Origin of the sequence: Mesorhizobium sp. BAC0120 (assembly GCF_033542235.1) — a bacterium.
Lineage (GTDB): Bacteria > Pseudomonadota > Alphaproteobacteria > Rhizobiales > Rhizobiaceae > JAWRCU01.
In genome coordinates this window covers 131,485-149,288 of sequence record NZ_JAWRCU010000012.1, presented here as the reverse complement: position 1 = coordinate 149,288, position 17,804 = coordinate 131,485, and the positions used below count along the sequence as shown (strand labels likewise).

Annotated in this window: 15 protein-coding genes and 1 pseudogene; 7 read left to right on the top strand and 9 right to left on the bottom strand. The window is 59.5% G+C overall.

Annotation, left to right across the window (positions count from 1 at the left end):
- The first annotated feature begins 60 nt into the window (after positions 1-60).
- Both SAZ10_RS24150 and SAZ10_RS24145 read left to right on the top strand, forming a co-directional pair.
- Positions 61-288 (top strand): hypothetical protein, encoded by a 228-nt coding sequence (locus SAZ10_RS24150; protein WP_318611943.1) that lies wholly within the window; start codon positions 61-63, stop codon positions 286-288.
- Positions 285-476, top strand: a complete 192-nt coding sequence (locus SAZ10_RS24145) for a hypothetical protein (RefSeq protein ID WP_318611942.1) — start codon at positions 285-287, stop codon at positions 474-476. Before SAZ10_RS24150 ends, SAZ10_RS24145 begins: the two co-directional genes overlap by 4 nt.
- Positions 477-897: 421 nt before the next feature.
- Here the strand turns inward: SAZ10_RS24145 and SAZ10_RS24140 are convergent, their stop codons facing one another.
- A complete protein-coding gene (locus SAZ10_RS24140) occupies positions 898-1,770 on the bottom strand; it encodes a murein L,D-transpeptidase catalytic domain family protein (RefSeq protein ID WP_318612000.1) in 873 nt (290 codons plus the stop codon).
- A 567-nt stretch (positions 1,771-2,337) separates the two neighbouring features.
- Positions 2,338-3,303, bottom strand: a complete 966-nt coding sequence (locus SAZ10_RS24135) for a hypothetical protein (RefSeq protein ID WP_318611941.1) — start codon at positions 3,301-3,303, stop codon at positions 2,338-2,340.
- A gap of 1,160 nt (positions 3,304-4,463) precedes the next feature.
- Here SAZ10_RS24135 and SAZ10_RS24130 point away from each other — a divergent pair.
- Positions 4,464-5,648 carry a hypothetical protein gene (locus SAZ10_RS24130; RefSeq protein ID WP_318611940.1) on the top strand — a complete coding sequence of 395 codons (1,185 nt, stop codon included), beginning with the start codon at positions 4,464-4,466 and terminating at the stop codon, positions 5,646-5,648.
- A 232-nt stretch (positions 5,649-5,880) separates the two neighbouring features.
- Here SAZ10_RS24130 and SAZ10_RS24125 read toward each other — a convergent pair.
- A pseudogene (locus SAZ10_RS24125) lies at positions 5,881-6,216 on the bottom strand (FAD-dependent oxidoreductase); the annotation flags it as partial.
- A 500-nt stretch (positions 6,217-6,716) separates the two neighbouring features.
- Between SAZ10_RS24125 and SAZ10_RS24120 the strand changes: the two are divergent.
- A complete protein-coding gene (locus SAZ10_RS24120; protein ID WP_318611939.1) occupies positions 6,717-7,544 on the top strand; it encodes an IclR family transcriptional regulator in 828 nt (275 codons plus the stop codon).
- A gap of 12 nt (positions 7,545-7,556) precedes the next feature.
- Here the strand turns inward: SAZ10_RS24120 and SAZ10_RS24115 are convergent, their stop codons facing one another.
- The 6 genes from SAZ10_RS24115 to SAZ10_RS24090 all read right to left on the bottom strand — a co-directional run bounded on the left by SAZ10_RS24115 (position 7,557) and on the right by SAZ10_RS24090 (position 14,663).
- Complete coding sequence (locus SAZ10_RS24115; RefSeq protein WP_318611938.1) at positions 7,557-8,516, bottom strand: ABC transporter permease; 960 nt, start codon at positions 8,514-8,516, stop codon at positions 7,557-7,559.
- Positions 8,516-9,490 (bottom strand): ABC transporter permease, encoded by a 975-nt coding sequence (locus SAZ10_RS24110; RefSeq protein ID WP_318611937.1) that lies wholly within the window; start codon positions 9,488-9,490, stop codon positions 8,516-8,518. The genes SAZ10_RS24115 and SAZ10_RS24110 overlap by 1 nt, the downstream gene beginning before the upstream one ends.
- 8 nt (positions 9,491-9,498) lie before the next feature.
- On the bottom strand, positions 9,499-10,245 hold the full coding sequence (locus tag SAZ10_RS24105; RefSeq protein WP_318611936.1) for an ATP-binding cassette domain-containing protein: 747 nt from the start codon (positions 10,243-10,245) through the stop codon (positions 9,499-9,501).
- Positions 10,238-10,975: an ATP-binding cassette domain-containing protein gene (locus SAZ10_RS24100; protein ID WP_318611935.1), complete on the bottom strand. Its 738-nt coding sequence runs from the start codon at positions 10,973-10,975 to the stop codon at positions 10,238-10,240. Before SAZ10_RS24100 ends, SAZ10_RS24105 begins: the two co-directional genes overlap by 8 nt.
- A gap of 127 nt (positions 10,976-11,102) precedes the next feature.
- Positions 11,103-12,311, bottom strand: a complete 1,209-nt coding sequence (locus SAZ10_RS24095; RefSeq protein ID WP_318611934.1) for a substrate-binding domain-containing protein — start codon at positions 12,309-12,311, stop codon at positions 11,103-11,105.
- Between the two features lie 369 nt (positions 12,312-12,680).
- Positions 12,681-14,663: an FAD-dependent oxidoreductase gene (locus SAZ10_RS24090; RefSeq protein WP_318611933.1), complete on the bottom strand. Its 1,983-nt coding sequence runs from the start codon at positions 14,661-14,663 to the stop codon at positions 12,681-12,683.
- 110 nt (positions 14,664-14,773) lie between these two features.
- On the opposite strand from SAZ10_RS24090, the gene SAZ10_RS24085 reads away from it, so the two are divergent.
- The 3 genes from SAZ10_RS24085 (at position 14,774) to SAZ10_RS24075 (ending at position 17,744) form a co-directional block, all read left to right on the top strand.
- Positions 14,774-15,196, top strand: coding sequence for a GFA family protein (locus SAZ10_RS24085; RefSeq protein ID WP_318611932.1), 423 nt, complete (start codon positions 14,774-14,776; stop codon positions 15,194-15,196).
- A gap of 12 nt (positions 15,197-15,208) precedes the next feature.
- Positions 15,209-16,105, top strand: a complete 897-nt coding sequence (locus tag SAZ10_RS24080; RefSeq protein ID WP_318611931.1) for a LysR substrate-binding domain-containing protein — start codon at positions 15,209-15,211, stop codon at positions 16,103-16,105.
- 88 nt (positions 16,106-16,193) lie between these two features.
- Positions 16,194-17,744 (top strand): trimethylamine methyltransferase family protein, encoded by a 1,551-nt coding sequence (locus tag SAZ10_RS24075; protein ID WP_318611930.1) that lies wholly within the window; start codon positions 16,194-16,196, stop codon positions 17,742-17,744.
- The last annotated feature ends 60 nt before the right edge of the window (positions 17,745-17,804 follow it).

Here is a 17,804-nt window from a genome sequence, read left to right as displayed (position 1 = left end):
ACGGCGGAAGTACTGAGCGTACCCTCCTCCAAGGCAGGCCAGGTAGTCATAAATGACGAGATGATGGAGGCCGTTTGGGCCCACATCGCCGTCACCGACGACAGTCTGGTCCGGTGCACCATCGAGATCAGGAAGGCGCTCGCGGACGAAGGGCACGAGATCGTCCGCACTCTGGACAAGCGCGGGCATGTGCTGGAGGTTGAAACAATCCAAGATCCTGAGAAAGCCACCGCCATTCGATCGGTGCTGCTTCACTGGGAAAGCTCGGGCTCTCGGCCGGCCTTGTGATCCTGTTTGCAGCAGCGGCTGCCTATCTCCTTCGGTTGACGAAATCCCAAGCCGAACCGCCGGCCATCACCGTGCCGCCGTTCGAGAAAATCAACGGCGACGAGAAATGGGCGCGCTTCGCGATTGCCTTGACCGACGACATCGTCACGGACGTTGCGGGCTTCCGCGACTTCCCGGTGATCGCATGATCGGCGAGGAATTGAACGGCAAGTACGTGCCGGAAGGCAGATTGTAGGTCGACTGCGACCGCATCCGAATGACGACCTAGTGTGTCCTGATTTCGAAGGTCGCCTCATTTTGATATCTGGCTCGGAGTGAACCTCGAAATCAAAACGACACTAGGCCTCAACAAGTTGCTAGTGTCCCTGTGATTTCTGATATTCGCTCTGAGCCCTATATCCAAATCGTGGGAATCTCAAAATCGGGACACAGAATAGCTCGTCAATACAGAGACGGACGCTCATGTCTGGTGCCAAAGCTTTGATCGGCAAGAGAAACCCTATCAAGAAAGGCTAAGAGCAGCCGTAGGCGGGACGCAAACGAGCACAAAGACGTCCTCGCTATTGCTTCTGAGCCTTCTTTTGGATCATCGAAGCAACCTAATCCAAATTAGGTTGTTGAAGCGATCAGCAGCGATCCCGACGCCAGTGCGTTCACGATCTGAGCTACATATTGATGCTCGACTGCCGGGCAACCGTGGCTTCGACCGAGGTAACCATGATCGCGAATCCATCGCTCCGAGACATACTTGGCGCCATGAACGACAATTGCCCTGCTGCGCGCGTTCGAATTCGAGTCCTCCACCCCATCGAGCCGCAGTGAATAGCCGTTCTCGCCATAGTAGGTCTCGCTGCACAGATAAATACCGAGAGATGATGCGTTGGACCCAGAACGATTTGAAAAGACTGTGGCGAGGCCATCATTGGCGGATCCTTCCGATCCCCGTCCATGCGCGCAATAATACCTATCTACACCACGTTCGAGCGTATCAAAGACGAACAGCCGCTTCTCCCTAGAGTTCAGGCTAAAGTCCAGTACAGCCCAATAACGGGGACGACTGCTTGGCTTATACAGGTCACGGTATCGTACCATTTCCTCAACCGGTGCTGGTCTTACTCCATGCTCCACCGCCAATCGTGTGAGAATATCGGCATCATCAGCGAGATCGGTGTTCCAACATTCTTCTTCTCTTCCGCTGACCGAAGTGGGCAGTGATCCCGCCCGCTCTGCTTCAATTGCATACATTATCTGATTGTCTCGTACGGGGGATATTTGTCCCGCTTCATGAGCAAACATCGCCTTGGCAAGTATCAACATCTCCCCGGTATCATTCAGGTGCACGACCGTGTCTCTGTCCAGCTGATTGCCTGACCAGTTGCGCCAAGCTTGGATATAGACTTGAGTTGCTCCTTCATTTCCGCCTGAGTACCGGTTTGCGAGCTGATATACGGTAAAATTGCCGGCGGCTGAGAAACCGTACACCTCCGCCAAAAGATGGTACCAAGCGCCAATCCCGTGTTCCGGTGTTCTATAGATAGTGGTGCGATTTCCGCCACTATCCGGCGGAGTAACGTCTACGAATCCTGGCCTAGTACGTTGCCACGCGGATATATTAAGAGCACCTGGATTGTTTGTACGTATTGCCCGGTTGACATTTAAGTCTGTTGGCGACGCACTGAACCACCCAGAGGGCTCCAAGCTATCGAAGAGTACCTTATATGACTTATTCGCTACTCCGTGATACACGCGTCCGGAGACAATCTCCACGGAGTCCTGTTCGGACCCGTAGTGAGCCGAGCGCTTTCGACCAGTATCTATTCGATTCCCACGCGGCGCCATTTTTCTCTCCTTTGGAGCAAGTGGACAACACCCTCACGCATCTTGGCCGTTGATAAGACGAGGTCACCGCTGTTTAGTGTATCGTTACCCACCACGAAATGCACATCTAACGCGATTTCGCAGTAATGCCTGCCACTGTGCAAGCCTGCAAGCTAAATAGGCGCTGGCCGGGTGTTGTAGCGGAACAGGCGCGGTCCACTTATAAGCGTTTTAGTAGTTAATCTCCCGAATAAGTTGACCGGTTGAGACCTCCCAAAGCCGTATAGTTCGGCCACCAATCATTGCCAAGACATTTCCATCGGGCGAGAATTGTGAACTACGCGTCCATCTAGACACGCCCGAAAAGATCCTGGTCTGCATTGCGCTGTCTTCCTCAATAGAAAATATTGAGCCATTTCCATTCATTGAATAGCCTGTTCCTGCTGTCCGCCCATCAGGTGATAGCGTCGCGGCCAAGGCACTTCCGGTCTCATCGGCTATCCTAGGCGGCTCAACAAACCGCATCCGCTTTCCATCAGATGACGACAGGATCGCGCCGCGATACCATCCGATATACATTACCACGTGGACGACAAAGAGTGCCTTGTCGTCGGTCAGAAAGCCTGCCGGTGCCCCATATATGAATGCTTTTCGGGCCCCAGTCTTGGCGTCAAAGAAGTGTCCCGTAGACCCAAGGGCGGCCGCGATAAGGCTGCCATCATGCGAGACGACGAGCGCCCCGACAGTAGCATTCATGGCCCCTTTATTGGCCCACAGCATGGCCCCTGACGACAGATCCCATACGCTAAGACGCCCAGTGGATGAGAGCGCAGCTATACGGGCGTTGCCGTCGAAATAAGCTATTCGGACAATGGAACCGTCGCCTTGTTTGAAGGAGTATTCAAGACTACCGGTTCGGGCGTCCCAGATCGATATCTCGCCGTTCTGGCTACCAACGGCGATATGATCTCCATTGTCAGTCAATTGCACTGCACTTGGCCCATCAGGCACGTCTATTCCAAGCGACGTACTAAGTCCAGCACTCCGCCATACAAGCACCCGTTTTGTACTGCGATCGGCCGCGGCAATCACCTCGTTGTTTGCAATTGACAAGTCCTGCACGAAGGCTATCGCGCTCCCGGCAGCCACTAAACACAAAAGTACGCTGGTCATAACCAGGGAGAAAAGTCCCTTCATCGAGGCCACTCATTCGCGACTGATTGAACCGACTGCAACGACACGCTCCTTGTGAGCAGATGCAAGATGCGGTCGTCGCTACACAGATCGACGGCTTTCACCAATAGAAGTGGCCATATCGGTCTATCTGCCCAAGGCGGTACCGGATTGGCACTTGCAGCGCGAACTGCCCACAGCAGCCCGTCCTGCTGGTCACAATCCGTTGGCGCCTGACTACGACTCCAACGGCTCCCACAGTGGCCCAGAGCGGACTTACCCGCACCAGATGCATCTATCTCTTTCGGCAAGTCGCCCACAACCCAAGGCCACCCTCATTATAGTAACCGGTGAAGGACTCTATTGGTGATGTTGCTGTGGCCAGCCCGCCGGCAATAGCTTGACCAGCTGAGACCACCAGCTTTGTAGCGCGTTTCGGATCAGATCCCTTCTGAGGACGTTCCGCGAACAGCGCACCAGGCGTAACAAGTGCGCAAAGGCCGATGTCTTCAGTCGTGCCAATAACGTCCCCACCAAACACAACACATACCCCCTCCAGTTTGCTGTAAGGCGACATAAGCTGCCTGCATTCGGAATCTCCGGCGCCGGTGTCAATATTGCATGGTGCGCCAATCTGCAGCATAATTAGATTCCGCGCGAGAATGCTCACGCAAAATAGTCGGCTGAACAAAATTACTCAAGTCGCCAAGTTAGATAGTGCATTAGTTCGTTAGTCTTATCAGCGGGATACCCATAATCGATCTTCTTATCTACGCTACAAGCTCGGATCGCGCTCTGTTCGCCCTTGTATCTCGATGATAATGGGTCTCAAGGTGCGGCGCGGAAGTCGGACATTTTAAGCTAGACCCGATCGACAAATGTCGGCACCTCTATCGAAACGTTCGTCTCGGCAGGGTGCGAATGAACAGCCTCTGTAGGTCAATCAACATCGGACACGGTCAGTTTTCCTGTTGCCTTTCCTAGATATATTTTCTATCGGTGGAAAAGCTGCATTGCGACTTCTAGGAGATTCACGCAATCGATCGAGGGTTTGAGATCGGGTGCGGTTGGGGTTGTGATCTTTCTCCCCCCTCATTCGTAACACTTTCTTGGCGAAGTACTTTGAAAGCACTGAAGGCATGCAGGACGTTTAATGCTGAGCGGATAGATACTGGAGGGGAGTGATGGGACTTGGAATAGTCTTCTCGCTGGGACTTGCGACTATGCTGACGGTGGCAGGCTGTCAGGCAGTTGATCTCACCGCGCTCAATCCGGAATTTATGCCTAGGAACGCCGGACGTAAGTGCACACCGGCACCGAACAACACGGAACTTGCAGCCATTCAGCTGTCTGCTTTTGGCGGTCCAGATTTAGCGACATCGCTCAATTTCGCGGATTTTTCGGAGTCGTTCCAACTGCAGGCAGTCGAAGCTCGGATAGCACGCGCCCGCGCAGCTTTGCCCGGGAGCTTGCGAAATGATCCGGTGGTCGACGCGCTTCTGAATAATAGTTTGGTGGCTATAGAGCGGTCGCTGACGCGAACGGTAAGACAAAGGCAACTGTCGCCAATGTTGCTCAGTGGCCATCACGCCTCTCATCAAACCGTGACGCTCGATACACAATCGTTTAGATTGTTCGCAGAAAAGATCCAGCAGTTCATGGCTACGCCGGTATCGATTTCCGATCAGAGCCAAATGGTAGCGGCAGTGGGATTGGGCGAAGCGGATGAAATGCCGCGGTTTGAAACGGCATTTCGCGAGTACTACGAGGCGTATTTTGACGGGGGTTTTCGAGATCGCCTAGGTGGAAAGTTCCCTAAGCCGGGCTTTTCGACCAGGATCGGCAACGAACAGTTGGCCTCTACGGTGGCCGTATTTGTTGAATTGGTCCTTGACTACGCTCTCTATACGCCGGTCTGGCGGGACAAAATGAGTGGCAACTACTACCCTGGGGCGTCAAACGAGCCGCCGACGGTGTTGGCTGCCGGCGTCATAAAGGCACCCGAGCCACTCGTGGCGCCAGGGTATTGCGGCATTAGCAAGCTTAAGGCTGCTGTTGTAGGCTATGTGTCGCAACTCGTCGGGCATGGCGCCACGCTGAGTGGATCACTATTCGCGGGCACGTTTGGAGGTTGGAGTGTAGGCTTGGGCATCGTCGGGAATATCTCCGTTGGAGATAACCAAACGCTCCAGGCGATGGTGCAAGCTGTTCTGGAGCAGTCGTTCGCGAGGGTCGGCGAACAGACTGCATACCAAATGCTATACTTCATAAATGATTCAGACGCTAACCTAGCACCTAGCGGGAGCTTGCCGCGCCTTGGGATCGCACGGCTGGTGGAGTCGTACTTAGTTTCTGCACGCGTAAACTAGCCCGTTGTCAGCGTGAACAGCGTCGACGCTGCACCCTTGATTTGGGGCGTCAGGGAGACTCGGCTTCGAACGTCCTGAGTCGGTGGATAGCAACGGCTTCACGCGCTTGAATGGCGCGCCCGGCCAGGATTATCCGATCATCGCGAGGGCATTACTTCGAGACTCCTAGGAGTCGCAGTTCGGCCCCGGGTTTCGCGGGCGCCAATTGGTATACTGCCGCTTAAAGCTGCATTACCTTGTGGCAATAGCGAATCTTGCGATCGATGCCATATTCCCGAGCGGTATCGCGGAGGTATTCGAGGATCGATGCGCCGTCAGCAAACGAACTCTCGCCGTGCCAGGGTCGAAACCGATAGCCGAGCGTGTACATGTCGGAATCGGACCGGATGCCCGGGTAGCGGAACAAGTCCCACGTGCCGCCGATCGCGCCGCGCGCTTCCAGGATGACGAAGGATTTGCGGGGACAGTCTCGCTGCAGATGGTAGGCGACGCCGATACCGGACAGGCCGGCGCCTACCACGATGACATCGAAGTCGGTCTGATCGGTCCCAGGCTCGAACGCTGCCATGTTCGGTCCCGTGCCGGGGGCACCTGAGGCACGCGCCCCAGACAATTCGAACGCGGGTGAGAAGGTTCGCTCCCTTGTCTGCTCAGGCATTCCACAATCCCCCTTTGTCGGGGTTTACGAGTCGCCGCAAAAGGATCTGCTTGCTTCGTCCTACCTCGCCTTGCCACCAGCAACAAAGGCTTGGCGACACACTACATGAGGCAGCCGAAAATCGGAAAGATCATGGCGATGGCATGCAAGCCGATAAGCCTTGGAAGGCCCATGTCGCAGCTTCGACCTTTTTCCAAATATGAAAAAGTTGTTTGACATAAGATACAGCGTTATCGATGCTGTGAATAGTGAAACGGCCTCTCGGCCGAGCATAATGCCGAACCGAAGGTCAGCGCAGCAAAATGAGGTACAGATCTCTCGGATAAGCTGCAGAACAAAGAGCTATAGCAGATGAATGATTTCACTCGAATTCAATCCGCTGCGCGCGGTCGGAGCGGGACAGGCTGAACATGGCGAAGCGTCAAACAGTGCCGGATCGGATCGATGAAATCGTCACCTATCGAGCGCCCGCGCTCGAGAAAGGTTTGGATGTTCTGGAGCTTCTGGCCGGCCAGCAGGGCGGACTTATTCTTTCGCAGATCGCGCACAGCCTCGATCGCTCGGTTCAGGAAGTCTATCGCGTTGTCGTCTCACTCGAGCGGCGCGGCTACGTGACGAGGCGGCCGCCATCGGACGAGTTCTTCCTGTCCATGAAGCTTTTCGACCTTGCTTGCAACTATCCGCCTACCCGCATCCTGCTCGATGCAGCCCAACCGGTGCTGCAGATGCTTGCCACGCGCATAAACGAGTCCGTCATCCTCTCGGTGCTCGACGGGCTCAGGGTCAGGGTGGTTGCCGTCGCCGATAACCCGGCGCCAATCGGCTTCCGTGTGCGCCTTGGTACTCAAAGCCGACTGCTGACCACCGCTTCCGGCCGGACGTTGCTTGCTTTCCAAAACGAACGCCAGCGTGCGAGCATGCTCGAAACTCTGGTACAGGAGCATCGAACCGAGGGTAGCGATCCCGCGCCGCTGCTGAAGCGTATCAAGCGCATCGCCGAGCGCGGTTATGAGGTCGTGGCCGACGAGACCCTTCGGGGCATTACCGACGTAAGTTTCCCCATCCTGGACAGAAACGGCATAGCGCAGGCGGCGCTCACCATGCCTTTCGTGCTCTGGGTCACCAATCAGGTCCGTCTCGCCGACGCTTCGCAGCACCTCTACGAGGCAGCCAGTTCACTGAACGAGCAGATCGGCGGCCGGCTTCCGGTCACCGATTTCAGCTTGGACGAACAGTGAGCATCCGATGCTCTAGATCAACGTTCGCACATGCGGGTCGCGTCCATAGAAGGAGACCAGTGCGACGATGACCGCACCGAGCACGGCCTGGACCACCGATGGCTGCAGACCGAGCCCTATCAGCAGCGTGTTGATTTCCGTGAGCACCAGCGCTCCGGCGACGGTGCCGATATAGGACCCACGACCGCCAACAAGAGCGGTGCCGCCGATCACGACAGCGGCGATCGTCTGGAAAAGATAGGGTTGCCCCACCTCGCCATAGGCCGAGCCGGTGAAGCCGAGCAGCAAAATGCCAGTCACTGCCGCGAATGCTGCACTGATGGCAAAGGTGACAATCCACATCGCTACCGGATTGATGAGGGCCAATGGCGCGGCTCGCGGATTGCTGCCAAGCGCGAAGAGTCGCCGACCGTAAGGCATGCGGGCCATAACGACAACCAGAACTGCCGCGAGTGCCACGAAGCAGGGAACGAGCCATGGAACCGGCAGTATGCCTGACGATCCGCCGATGGACACGAACTCGGATAGCTTGGGCGGTGCGGAGCCGGACGGAAAGCCGCCGGTCCACAAAAGTACACTGCCCTGCACGATCGTGCCGACGCCGAGGGTGACGATGAGCGGATGGAGCTTCAGCGTGGAGGAGATCATTCCATTTAGGGCGCCGACCAAGCAGGCAAGCCCGATCACGATCACGCATACCAGTCCGAAATTCATGCCCTGCCCGTAAAGCTGCGCCGTCACCACGTTGGCAAAGCCGATCAGGAACGGTATCGACAGATCGATTCCGCCGATGATGACGACCAGCGTCTGTCCGATCGATGCGATAGCCAGCAATGATGCCAGCACCAGCATTGCTCGAACCGAGAATTCCGAACTGTAGCCGGGGATAAGGATGGTCCCGGCCGAATGCAGCCCTACGGCCACGGCGAGCGAACCGACGACGCGCCATTGGTCACCCGTCAAGCGCAGCATCAGCCGAACTCCTTGGCGCGGCCGAGCAGCCGCTCGTGCAGCGCGGTCAACACGATGGCCAGAACGAGAACCGCCCCATATGCGATCTGCAGCACGAAGGTGGACAGATTGAAGTAGGTCAAGGCGCTCTGCAGGAGGAAAATGTCGATCGCCCCGATTGCCGCGCCGAGCAGGCCGCCCCGCCCGCCTGCAAGACTGACGCCGCCCAGGGCCACCGCCGAGATGGCGATCAGCGTGTAGGTGGGGCCGATCGAGGGGTCGGCGGATCCGATCAGCGCAGTCATCATGAGCGCCGCCAGACCGGCAAAGGCGCCGGTGATTACATAGGAAAGGAAGCGGACAAGGGTAACCGGTATTCCGGCCGTATAAGCCGCTCGGTCGTCACTTCCCACGGCCATCAGGTGATCGTAGTAGGGCAACCGGCGAAGGCCGGTCCAGACCAGGCAGACGGCAGCAAGCGGCAGGATCGAGAGCGGTCCGGCCAAGGCCCGCAACCAAGGCGGAACCGTGCCCGTGGGGGCAGGCAAGATCGTCAGGGTGGTCCCAATCAGGATCAGATAGGTGCCTAGCGTGGCGACGATCGGCTGGATGCGCAGCACCGTCGCGAGGACGCCGTTCACTGCGCCCACCAGCATGCCGAGAACGACCGCGACCGGCACGATGATCCAAGGCGTCTGGATACCGAGATGCCGGACAAGCACGAGCACCACCACTGCATTGACGAATCCCATCAGCGGGCCGACCGAGATGTCGATCCCGCCGCGCCCCCCGAGGATGGCGGGGGTCGAGGCGAGTGCCGCACCGATCAGCGGTGCCGCAAGCCCGATCAGGGTTCCCCAGGCTGCGGGCGAGAAACGGGCCGGGTTGATGAAAATATTTACGGCCAGCAACAGCACGAACAGGACAGGTCCGAAGCCGACCTGCTGCCACAATGCTCGCGCCAAGACGGCACCGCCTTTGCGTTCGGATTCCATGGCCACATTCATTGCCGTCGTCCAAACATGACGGAGATGATGTGCTCCGGCGAACGATCATCTCCAGCAACGGTCGAGGCGACCTGCTGCTCTCGAAAAACCAGTATGCGGCTGCACAGCAAAAGCACTTCCTCGATTTCGGTGGACAGGATAATGAGCCCGACCCCTTCGGCAGCCAGTTCCCTGAACACGGCATAAAGTGTCTGACGCGTCGCGATGTCGACGCCGCGCGTAGGGTCGTTGAGCAGCAGGACGTCGGGCCTGTGTGCCAGCGCCCGGGCGAGCAAGACCTTTTGCTGGTTCCCGCCCGACAGGGTGATGATGGCGTTGCCGGGCTGCTGCGCCACGATCGACAGGCGCTTGCGGTAGTATTCGTAGCGGCGGCGCCGATCGCGCTTGCTGATCAACCCGAAACGACGGTCGAGATCGACTGTTGCCATCGCGAAGTTGTCGAGGATCGACATGGTTGGAAAGATGCCGGTGGCGCGTCGATCGCGCGGCAGATAGGCGACCCCGCCGGAGATTGCCTTGCGCAGGCTCGTGATGGGATGTTCGGCATCTCCGCGTACAGCCACCACGCTCCCGCGCGCAGGAGCACGCAGGCCGGCCAGCATCTCGATGAACTGCTCCTGGCCATGGCCGTCGAGACCCGCCAGGCCGACGATCTCGCCCGCTCGGATATCGAGGTCGAAAGGTTCTGCATCTGTTTTCAAAGCGACGCCTCGCGCCGACAGTCGGACGCCTGCGTCAGCCATGGCGAAGCTCCCGAGCCGTGTCAGGAGCCATCAGAGCGAGCAATTCATCCGGCTTCAGCTGCTCTCGCCGAAGTGTGCGGACGACATGACCGCTGCGCAGCACCGTAACCTGATCCGACAATGAGAGCACCTCGTCCATCCGGTGCGTGATGAAGATGACCAGCCGCCCTTCAGAGGCACAGCTTCGCATAAGCGCGAATACAGCCTCGCGGTCGGCGAAATCCAGGGCCGCCGTGACCTCGTCAAGTATCAGCACACGCGGGTCGCGCAGCAACGCCCGGGCCAGTACGACGAGCTGCTGCGCTGCGAGCGGGAGGTCGGCAGCCAGAACATCGAGCGGTACGGCCGTAACGGAAAAACGGCTCAGCACATGCGCAGCCGTCTGCCTTCTCTGGCTTCTCGGTACGCGTCGCTGGATCAGACCGTCATAGCCAAGCAGGATGTTGTCCACCACCGTCCGGTCTGGTGCGATCAAGACCTCCTGAAACACTGTGGCGAAACCCGCAGCTCTGAAACCGCGTGGATCGCGCGCGACGACCTCGCGGCCATCCAGCCGAATGCTGCCGCGGTCCGGCAGAACGATACCGCTCAGCAACTTGACCAGCGTGCTCTTTCCCGAACCGTTCTCGCCAAGGATAGTATGGATCGTGCCCGGCTGGAACGAGATCGTCGCGCCTTCAAGGGCGACCGTCTCGCCGTAGCGCTTGGAGAGATCGACGACGTCCAGCATTGACACCCCGCGGCAGGACCGCTCTCCACGAGCCTCAATCGACTCGCAGCGTCACGTCATTGCCATATCTCATGAAAACGACAAACCCGACCGGCATCTGCCGGTCGGGTGATCCGAGCCGCGCCTGCTATTTGGCGGCGCAAGGATCCGGCGTCTGGCTGTAGTCGAACAGCGCGACCGGCGCGGGCTTTACGAAATAGGCGTCCATCATGGAGTCGGGCAACGGGTCCTGCGGCGCCACCGGGAACACGGATACTGAATCCTTGGTCATGCAGGAGGCATACCATTTGTCGAGCTCGGCCTGCTTCACCTCAGGCACTGGCACCATGATGATGTTCAGCTTCGGCTGCTGCCCCTCCAGGACACGCACGCCGACTCGGAAGAGCGTCTGCGCGGTCCAGGACGGCATCAACGCGCCGCCCGTGAACTTGAACTTGTCCGGATTTTCCCTCCAATAGCCTAGCGCGTCGCCGGAGATGCTGCCCGAAACCAGTGGAACCGGCCGGCCCGCCTGCTCGAAAGCCTCGTCGACGATGCGTGCCTCGCTGCCCGACGTCCAGACCGCGTCGATCGGCTGCGGATTGGTTGCGAGCACCTGCAGGACCACTGTCTTGGTGACGTTCGGGGACCAGTTTCCGTTGACGTCGCGGACGACCTTGATACCCGGAGCCTCGGCGAAGGCCTTGTCGGCGCCGGCGCGCTGCTGGGCCACCAGCGGGCTCCCGGCGATGCCCTCGACACGAAGCACATTGCCCTTGCCGCCGAGCCCGTCAACAATACCCTTGGCGAGGTCGTAACCGAACTTCACATAGTTGGAGTCGACGTTGACGGCATAGGGGCTGGTGACGGCGCCCGCACCGGTTACGAACGGAATGCCCGCCTTGTGCGCTGCCTCGATCACTTCGTTCAATGCCGTCGACGATCCGGCAAAGGAAGTGATGATGCTGCATTTCTTGTCGATGAAGGCGCGGATCTGGGCAATCTGCTGGCTGGTGTCGCCATTCGAATCCGACATCTCGAAGCCGGAGACCCAGCCCTTCTCCTGATAAAGCCCGACGAGACGCTTCAACTCATTGGTCACGGACACCCGCCAGGGATTGCCCTGATACGATTCCGAATGACACCATTTCCAAGGCTTCGGCGGCATCGCGAAATTGTCGAAGGCGGTCGGTTGGATCGTGTCTTCGACGCCGACGTAAAGTGCCTTGATTTCCGGCGGCAGCGTATTGAAAGCCGCCGGCGTTTCAGCCGCGCTCGCGCTCCCTGCTGCTGTCAGGAACCCGCCAGCCAATACCAGCGCGGCCGCTCTCGCGACCAACTCCACCTTCCTCCTCATCCCATTTGTCTCCTCTGGCCGGGAAAAGAATTCTGCCCACAAGGACAGCTCCACCTCGGGTATTCCCTTTTTTTGTATTTGAGAAACCCTGTTCATATGAGATAGATTGAGCTTCCGAGTGTCAACTGGAATCTTGCCCGGCAAGCGGTGCATTCGGACACCGTCAGCTTGCCTTCGGGACCTCTCTTTTTGGTGCGCTGAGCCTCATTGGCTCCAAGGCTCGGCGTGCTGTATGGGCAGCTGACGCTCGACGGCCCCGAGATGCCCGACGCCGATGTCGTTTGGCGCCAATTTGCCAGTCGGTCGCCAGGCTTGCGCAACGGCCTCGCAATCTCGCGGCCCGTGCGGATGAAGCCCGGCGCTCGACAGCTAGATGGCGAGCGCCACCTTGCGCCCGTCGTGGATGGCAAATGCCGCCTGGCGCGCGGCGGTGCAATCGCCGATCGCCGTGAAAGGTATCCCTCGTCTGTCGAGTTCGAGGGAAAGACCATCCTCCGCGACGTTGGTCCCAGCAAAGACGAGCGCATCGGCCTCGACATGCCGCTCGCTTCCGTCGAGAAGCGAAGCAACCCGGGCCAGCTTGCCGTCCCAATGAGTAATTGCGCTTTCAGTGATGAAGCGAACGCCTAGGCGGGCCAGCGCGCGGCGCAAGGGGCCGTCGGCGGCCATGCGCTGAAGCTCCTTCCCAACGAGAGGATCGGGCGTGACAAGCGTCACGTCATGACCATCTTCCGCGAGCCTCCAGGCCGTGCCACATCCTTTCCAGTTGCCGCCGTCGTCGAGCACCACGACCCGGTTCCCCGGCCTTGCTTCGCGTCCCATCACTGCTTCGGCCGACAGCACTGCACCGCCTCCCGGAATATCGTCGAATTCAGGCAGCGCTCTCTGGAACGCGCCTTCCGGCGGCAGGGAACCTGTTGCGAGGATGACGTGATCGGCGCCTTCGCGCTCCACATCATCAGCCTCGACGAACTGCCCGTAACGGACCTCCACCTGAAGCTGGCCGAGCTGGCGTTCATACCAGCCGATCAGGTCGAGGATCTGGGCGCGGCGCGGCTGCAGCCCGGCGAGACGGAACTGCCCGCCGAGACGGTCCGATGCCTCGGCGAGAACCACGCGGTGCCCGCGCTCGGCCGCCACGCGCGCCGCTTCGAGACCTGCGGGCCCGCCACCCACGACCAGCACGCGTTTCGGCCTTTCGGCAGGCGAGAAGCGATCGCCGCCCCATTCCCATTCCCGGCCGGCGGAAGGGTTGATGACACAGCTTATCCAATAGTCCCGTGAGCGCCGGCCCCAGCACATCTGATTGCATGACAGGCATCCGCGAATTTCCTGGGGTCGGCCGGCGGCTGCCTTGGCGGCCAGATGCGGGTCGGCAATCTGTCCGCGAACGATTGAAACCAGATCGGCCCTGCCTTCGCTAAGCACGCTCTCGGCATTCTCCGGCGTCCGGATATGGCTTTCGGCGGTGACCAGCGCATGCCGCACAGTTGATTTGAGCACAGTCGCTAGATCGGCGCCAAGCTTCTCCGAATAGAGAAAGGTGGGCATGATCGCATAGAAGTCGAAATAGCTGCCCGACCCACAAGTCACGTAGTCCGCCAGGGCATCGCGGTCGTGCAGTTCGACGATCTCCGCAAGCGCTTCACGTTTCAACGCAACGTTCGCCTCCGGCTCATCACTGACCGCAAGACCCACGATGAAGCCATCGCCGCATTCCCTGCGGATGCGTGTCATGATATCGCGACTGAGCCGAGTACGGTTCTCGAGGCTTCCGCCCCAGCGGTCGTCACGCCTGTTCGACCAGGGTGTCCAGAACTGGTCCAGCATCGAGTGGTAGGCTGCCCATACCTCCACGCCGTCAAAACCGGCTTCACGGCAACGGCGCGCCGCCTGGACGAAGCCGTCGATCGTTTCCTCGATTTCGGCCTCGGTCATACGGTGTGAGCCGTCGGAATCGTGATAGCTCGGCCGGCCGGACGGCGACCAGCCGGCGTGGAACGAGTTGTCCGCATCGGCGTGCTGTCCGACGTGGTACAATTGCTGGATCGCGACGGCGCCGTTGCTGCGGATCGCATCCGTTACCTTGCGGAAATGCGGGATGACGCCGTCGTCGGAATGGCGGAAGTTGCCTCGCGTCAGAACCGCGGCCTGGTGGACCGGCATCGGCTCCACCACGATCATCCCCGCCCCGCCGATGGCGCGCTCCGCATAATAGGCGACATGCCGTTCGGTCGGCAGCCCTTCGACGGCCATGTTCGCGGTATGCGCTCCGAAGACGATCCTGTTGCGGAGCGTCTTGCCTCGCAGCGCCACCGGCGTGAACAGACGCTTGAATATCCGCTCGGCCATTGCCTCCTCCCTCGGAGTAACCGTGTCGATGCGTCCGCATTTGACTGACAGGCCGGGCGCTGGTCAACTCGTACCGGTTTTTGACTGATCGCTATCCTGGGGAGGATGAAATGGTTGCAGGCGGATGTCTGTGCGGGGCCGTCCGCTACCGGACGGACGCCGAGCCGATCATCACGCGGCTGTGCTGGTGCCGGCTCTGCCAATACATCGCGGCCGGGAACGCTGCGGTCAGCGTCTGTTTTCCGTCGGCCGGAATGTCGATCACTGGTACGACCTCAGATTTCCAGAGCACAGCAGACAGCGGCAACAGGATGCACCGGCGCTTCTGCCCCACATGTGGAACGCATCTGTTCAGCGAGGCCGAAGTACGGCCGCATCTGATCTTTGTGCGCGCCGGAACGCTGGACGACCCGGAGGTCGCCAGGCCAGCGGCGACGATCTGGACAGCCAGTGCGCCGTCATGGGCCTGCGTGAATGAAAGCCTGCCGAGTTTCGAGGGGCAGCCGCCTCCGCCTGCCTCGCACCCTGCATGAGCGTGAAATCATATGGTCCGCAGGTACTATGATCTCCCGTCGCTCAACGCACTCGCAGCCTTCGAGGCCGCCGCCCGTCATCTCTCCCTGACCAGAGCCGCCGAGGAGCTCAACGTCACACCAGGCGCGATATCCAAGCAGGTAAGATTGCTCGAAGAGGAGCTCGGCCATGCACTGTTTGTCCGACGCCATCGCGCGCTCGATCTGACCAGGGAGGGCGAGACGATTGCGGCGGCTCTGCGCGAGGCATTCGAACGCGTCTCCGGCACGTTTCGCCAGATCAGAACATCCGGGGGCCAGTCGAGCGTCACCATTGGAAGCACCATGGCGCTCGCCCAGCTCTGGCTGATGCCACGTCTGGGTTCTTTCTGGAACAGCCACCAGAACATCATCATCGATCACGTGATATCGGACCATGCGCGCGGCCTCGACCGCCCAGACATTGATCTCCGCTTCCGATACGGAGACGGCGAATGGCCGGACGAGGTGTCGGCAAAGCTCTATGATGACCGCATATTTGCGGTAGCGAGCCCTGCGTTTGCCCGGGAGCACACCGTGCAGTCGCTGGACGAGCTAGCGAAGCTGCAGCTTCTCTCTGTCGAGGGAATCGATTGGACCTGGACGACCTGGGCGGATTTCCTGCGCGAGCTCGGAGCGCCGCCGCGGCGGTTGAACGTGCGTCGCTTCAACAGCTACGTCGTCGCATTGCAGGCCGCCCGCAGCGGTCAGGGAGTCGCGCTCGGTTGGGCCAGTCTGGTGCAGCCACTGATCGAGTCCGGCGACTTGCAGCAGCTGACCGACGCGGAAATCACCGCGCCTCAATCCTATTTCATCACATGGAGCGCGAAAAGGCCGCTCAGTCGCCAGGCGGAGATCTTCAAGGAGTGGCTTCTGGCGCTCGACGATTGAGTTCTACTCAACCGAGAGACGTCGCTTATTCGCTTGAACCGGATGAAGCTACGGCGTTCCTTTGGCGATCGTTTGCCGGAGCATCAGCATGGAAGTCGAGCAAGCCATCGGTCAGGTCACTCCCAACCGGCGCGGCGGTGGACGCATCGGGCGCAAGGCCCTGCGCAGCACGCCAATGGCGTCTTTTCCCACTCTGGTGCGCAAGATTCCCGTCTACCAGATGGTCCCCGACGAGGCGGTGGAACTGATCCATCAGGAGTCGCTCGGCATCCTCGAAGAGGTGGGATGCGAGTTCCGCGACGACGAAGCCATCGAGATCTGGAAGGCTGCCGGAGCCGACGTGTCGGGAACGAGAGTACTGATCGACCGCAACCTGCTGATGGAACTCGTTTCGAAGGTCCCCTCCGAGTTCACGCTTTTCGCGCGAAACCCGGAACGCACCGTCCGGGTGGGGGGAGCCAATTCCGTCTTTGTTCCCATGTATGGCGCGCCCTATGTGCGCGATCTCGACAATAACAGGCGGTACGGGACGCTCGCCGACCTCCACAACTTCCATAAGCTCGCCTACATGGCCCCGGCGCTGCACTCCTCCAGCTCGATCATTTGCGAGCCGATGGATATTCCCGTGCCGAAGCGGCATCTCCACATCATTCATTCGGCGCTGAAGCATTCCGACAAGCCGTTCATGGGCATCGTCACGTCCAGCGATCGCGCCGAAGACACGATGGAGATGGCAGGCATCGTCTTCGGCAGGGATTTCGTCAGGGATAATCCCGTCCTTGTCTCCATCACCAACTGCAATTCGCCGCTGGTATGGGATGCCACAATGCTGGACGCGATGAAGGTCTATGCGCGCAACAACCAGCCGCTGATCCTGGCGCCCTTCGCGCTCTGCGGAGCATCGACTTCGGCGTCGGCGGTGGGGGCGGTGGCGCAGGTCAATGCGGAAGCTCTGGCGGGGGTTGCGTTCACCCAGCTCGTTCGTCCGGGTTCGCCCCAGATCTACGGGCAGTTCATGGTCACGGTCGACATGAAGACCGGAGCTCCCATGGGCGGCACGCCGGAAGCCGCGCAGATGATGTATGTGATGGGCGCACTTGCGCGTAAGTACCGGCTTCCATGGCGCACGTCGGGTTTCCACGTCGGATCGAAGCTGAACGACGCCCAGGCGGGTTACGAGGCGAACATGCTGATGCATGCCGCCATCCTGTCGGGCGCCAACTATATCTGGCACGTGGCCGGATGGCTCGAGGCCGGCCTGACCTGCGGCTACTCGAAATTCGTCACCGACTGCGAACAGCTCGTCGGATGGTACAAATATGCGGGCGGGCTGTCCTTCGACGACTTCAAAGACGCAATGGCGGCCATTCGCGAGGTCGGGCCGGCCGGCCATTTCCTCGGTACCCAGCACACGCTCGAACATTTTGAATCGGCCTTCTTCATGCCGAGCCTGATGGACTTCAATTCCTTCGAACAGTGGAGCGCCGACGGCGCAAAGGACCACGACACGCGCGGTCGCGAGAAGGCGCGAGCGATGCTTTTGGACTACGAGGAACCGAAGCTGGACGAAGGCATCGCCGATGGCCTGCAAGACTTCATCGCGCGGCGCGAGGAGCAACTGCCGAACAGCATCACCTAAATGCCACGACAAAATGTAATCGACAAAGCGCTTCGGGACGCGATGCCACTCAGAACTCAG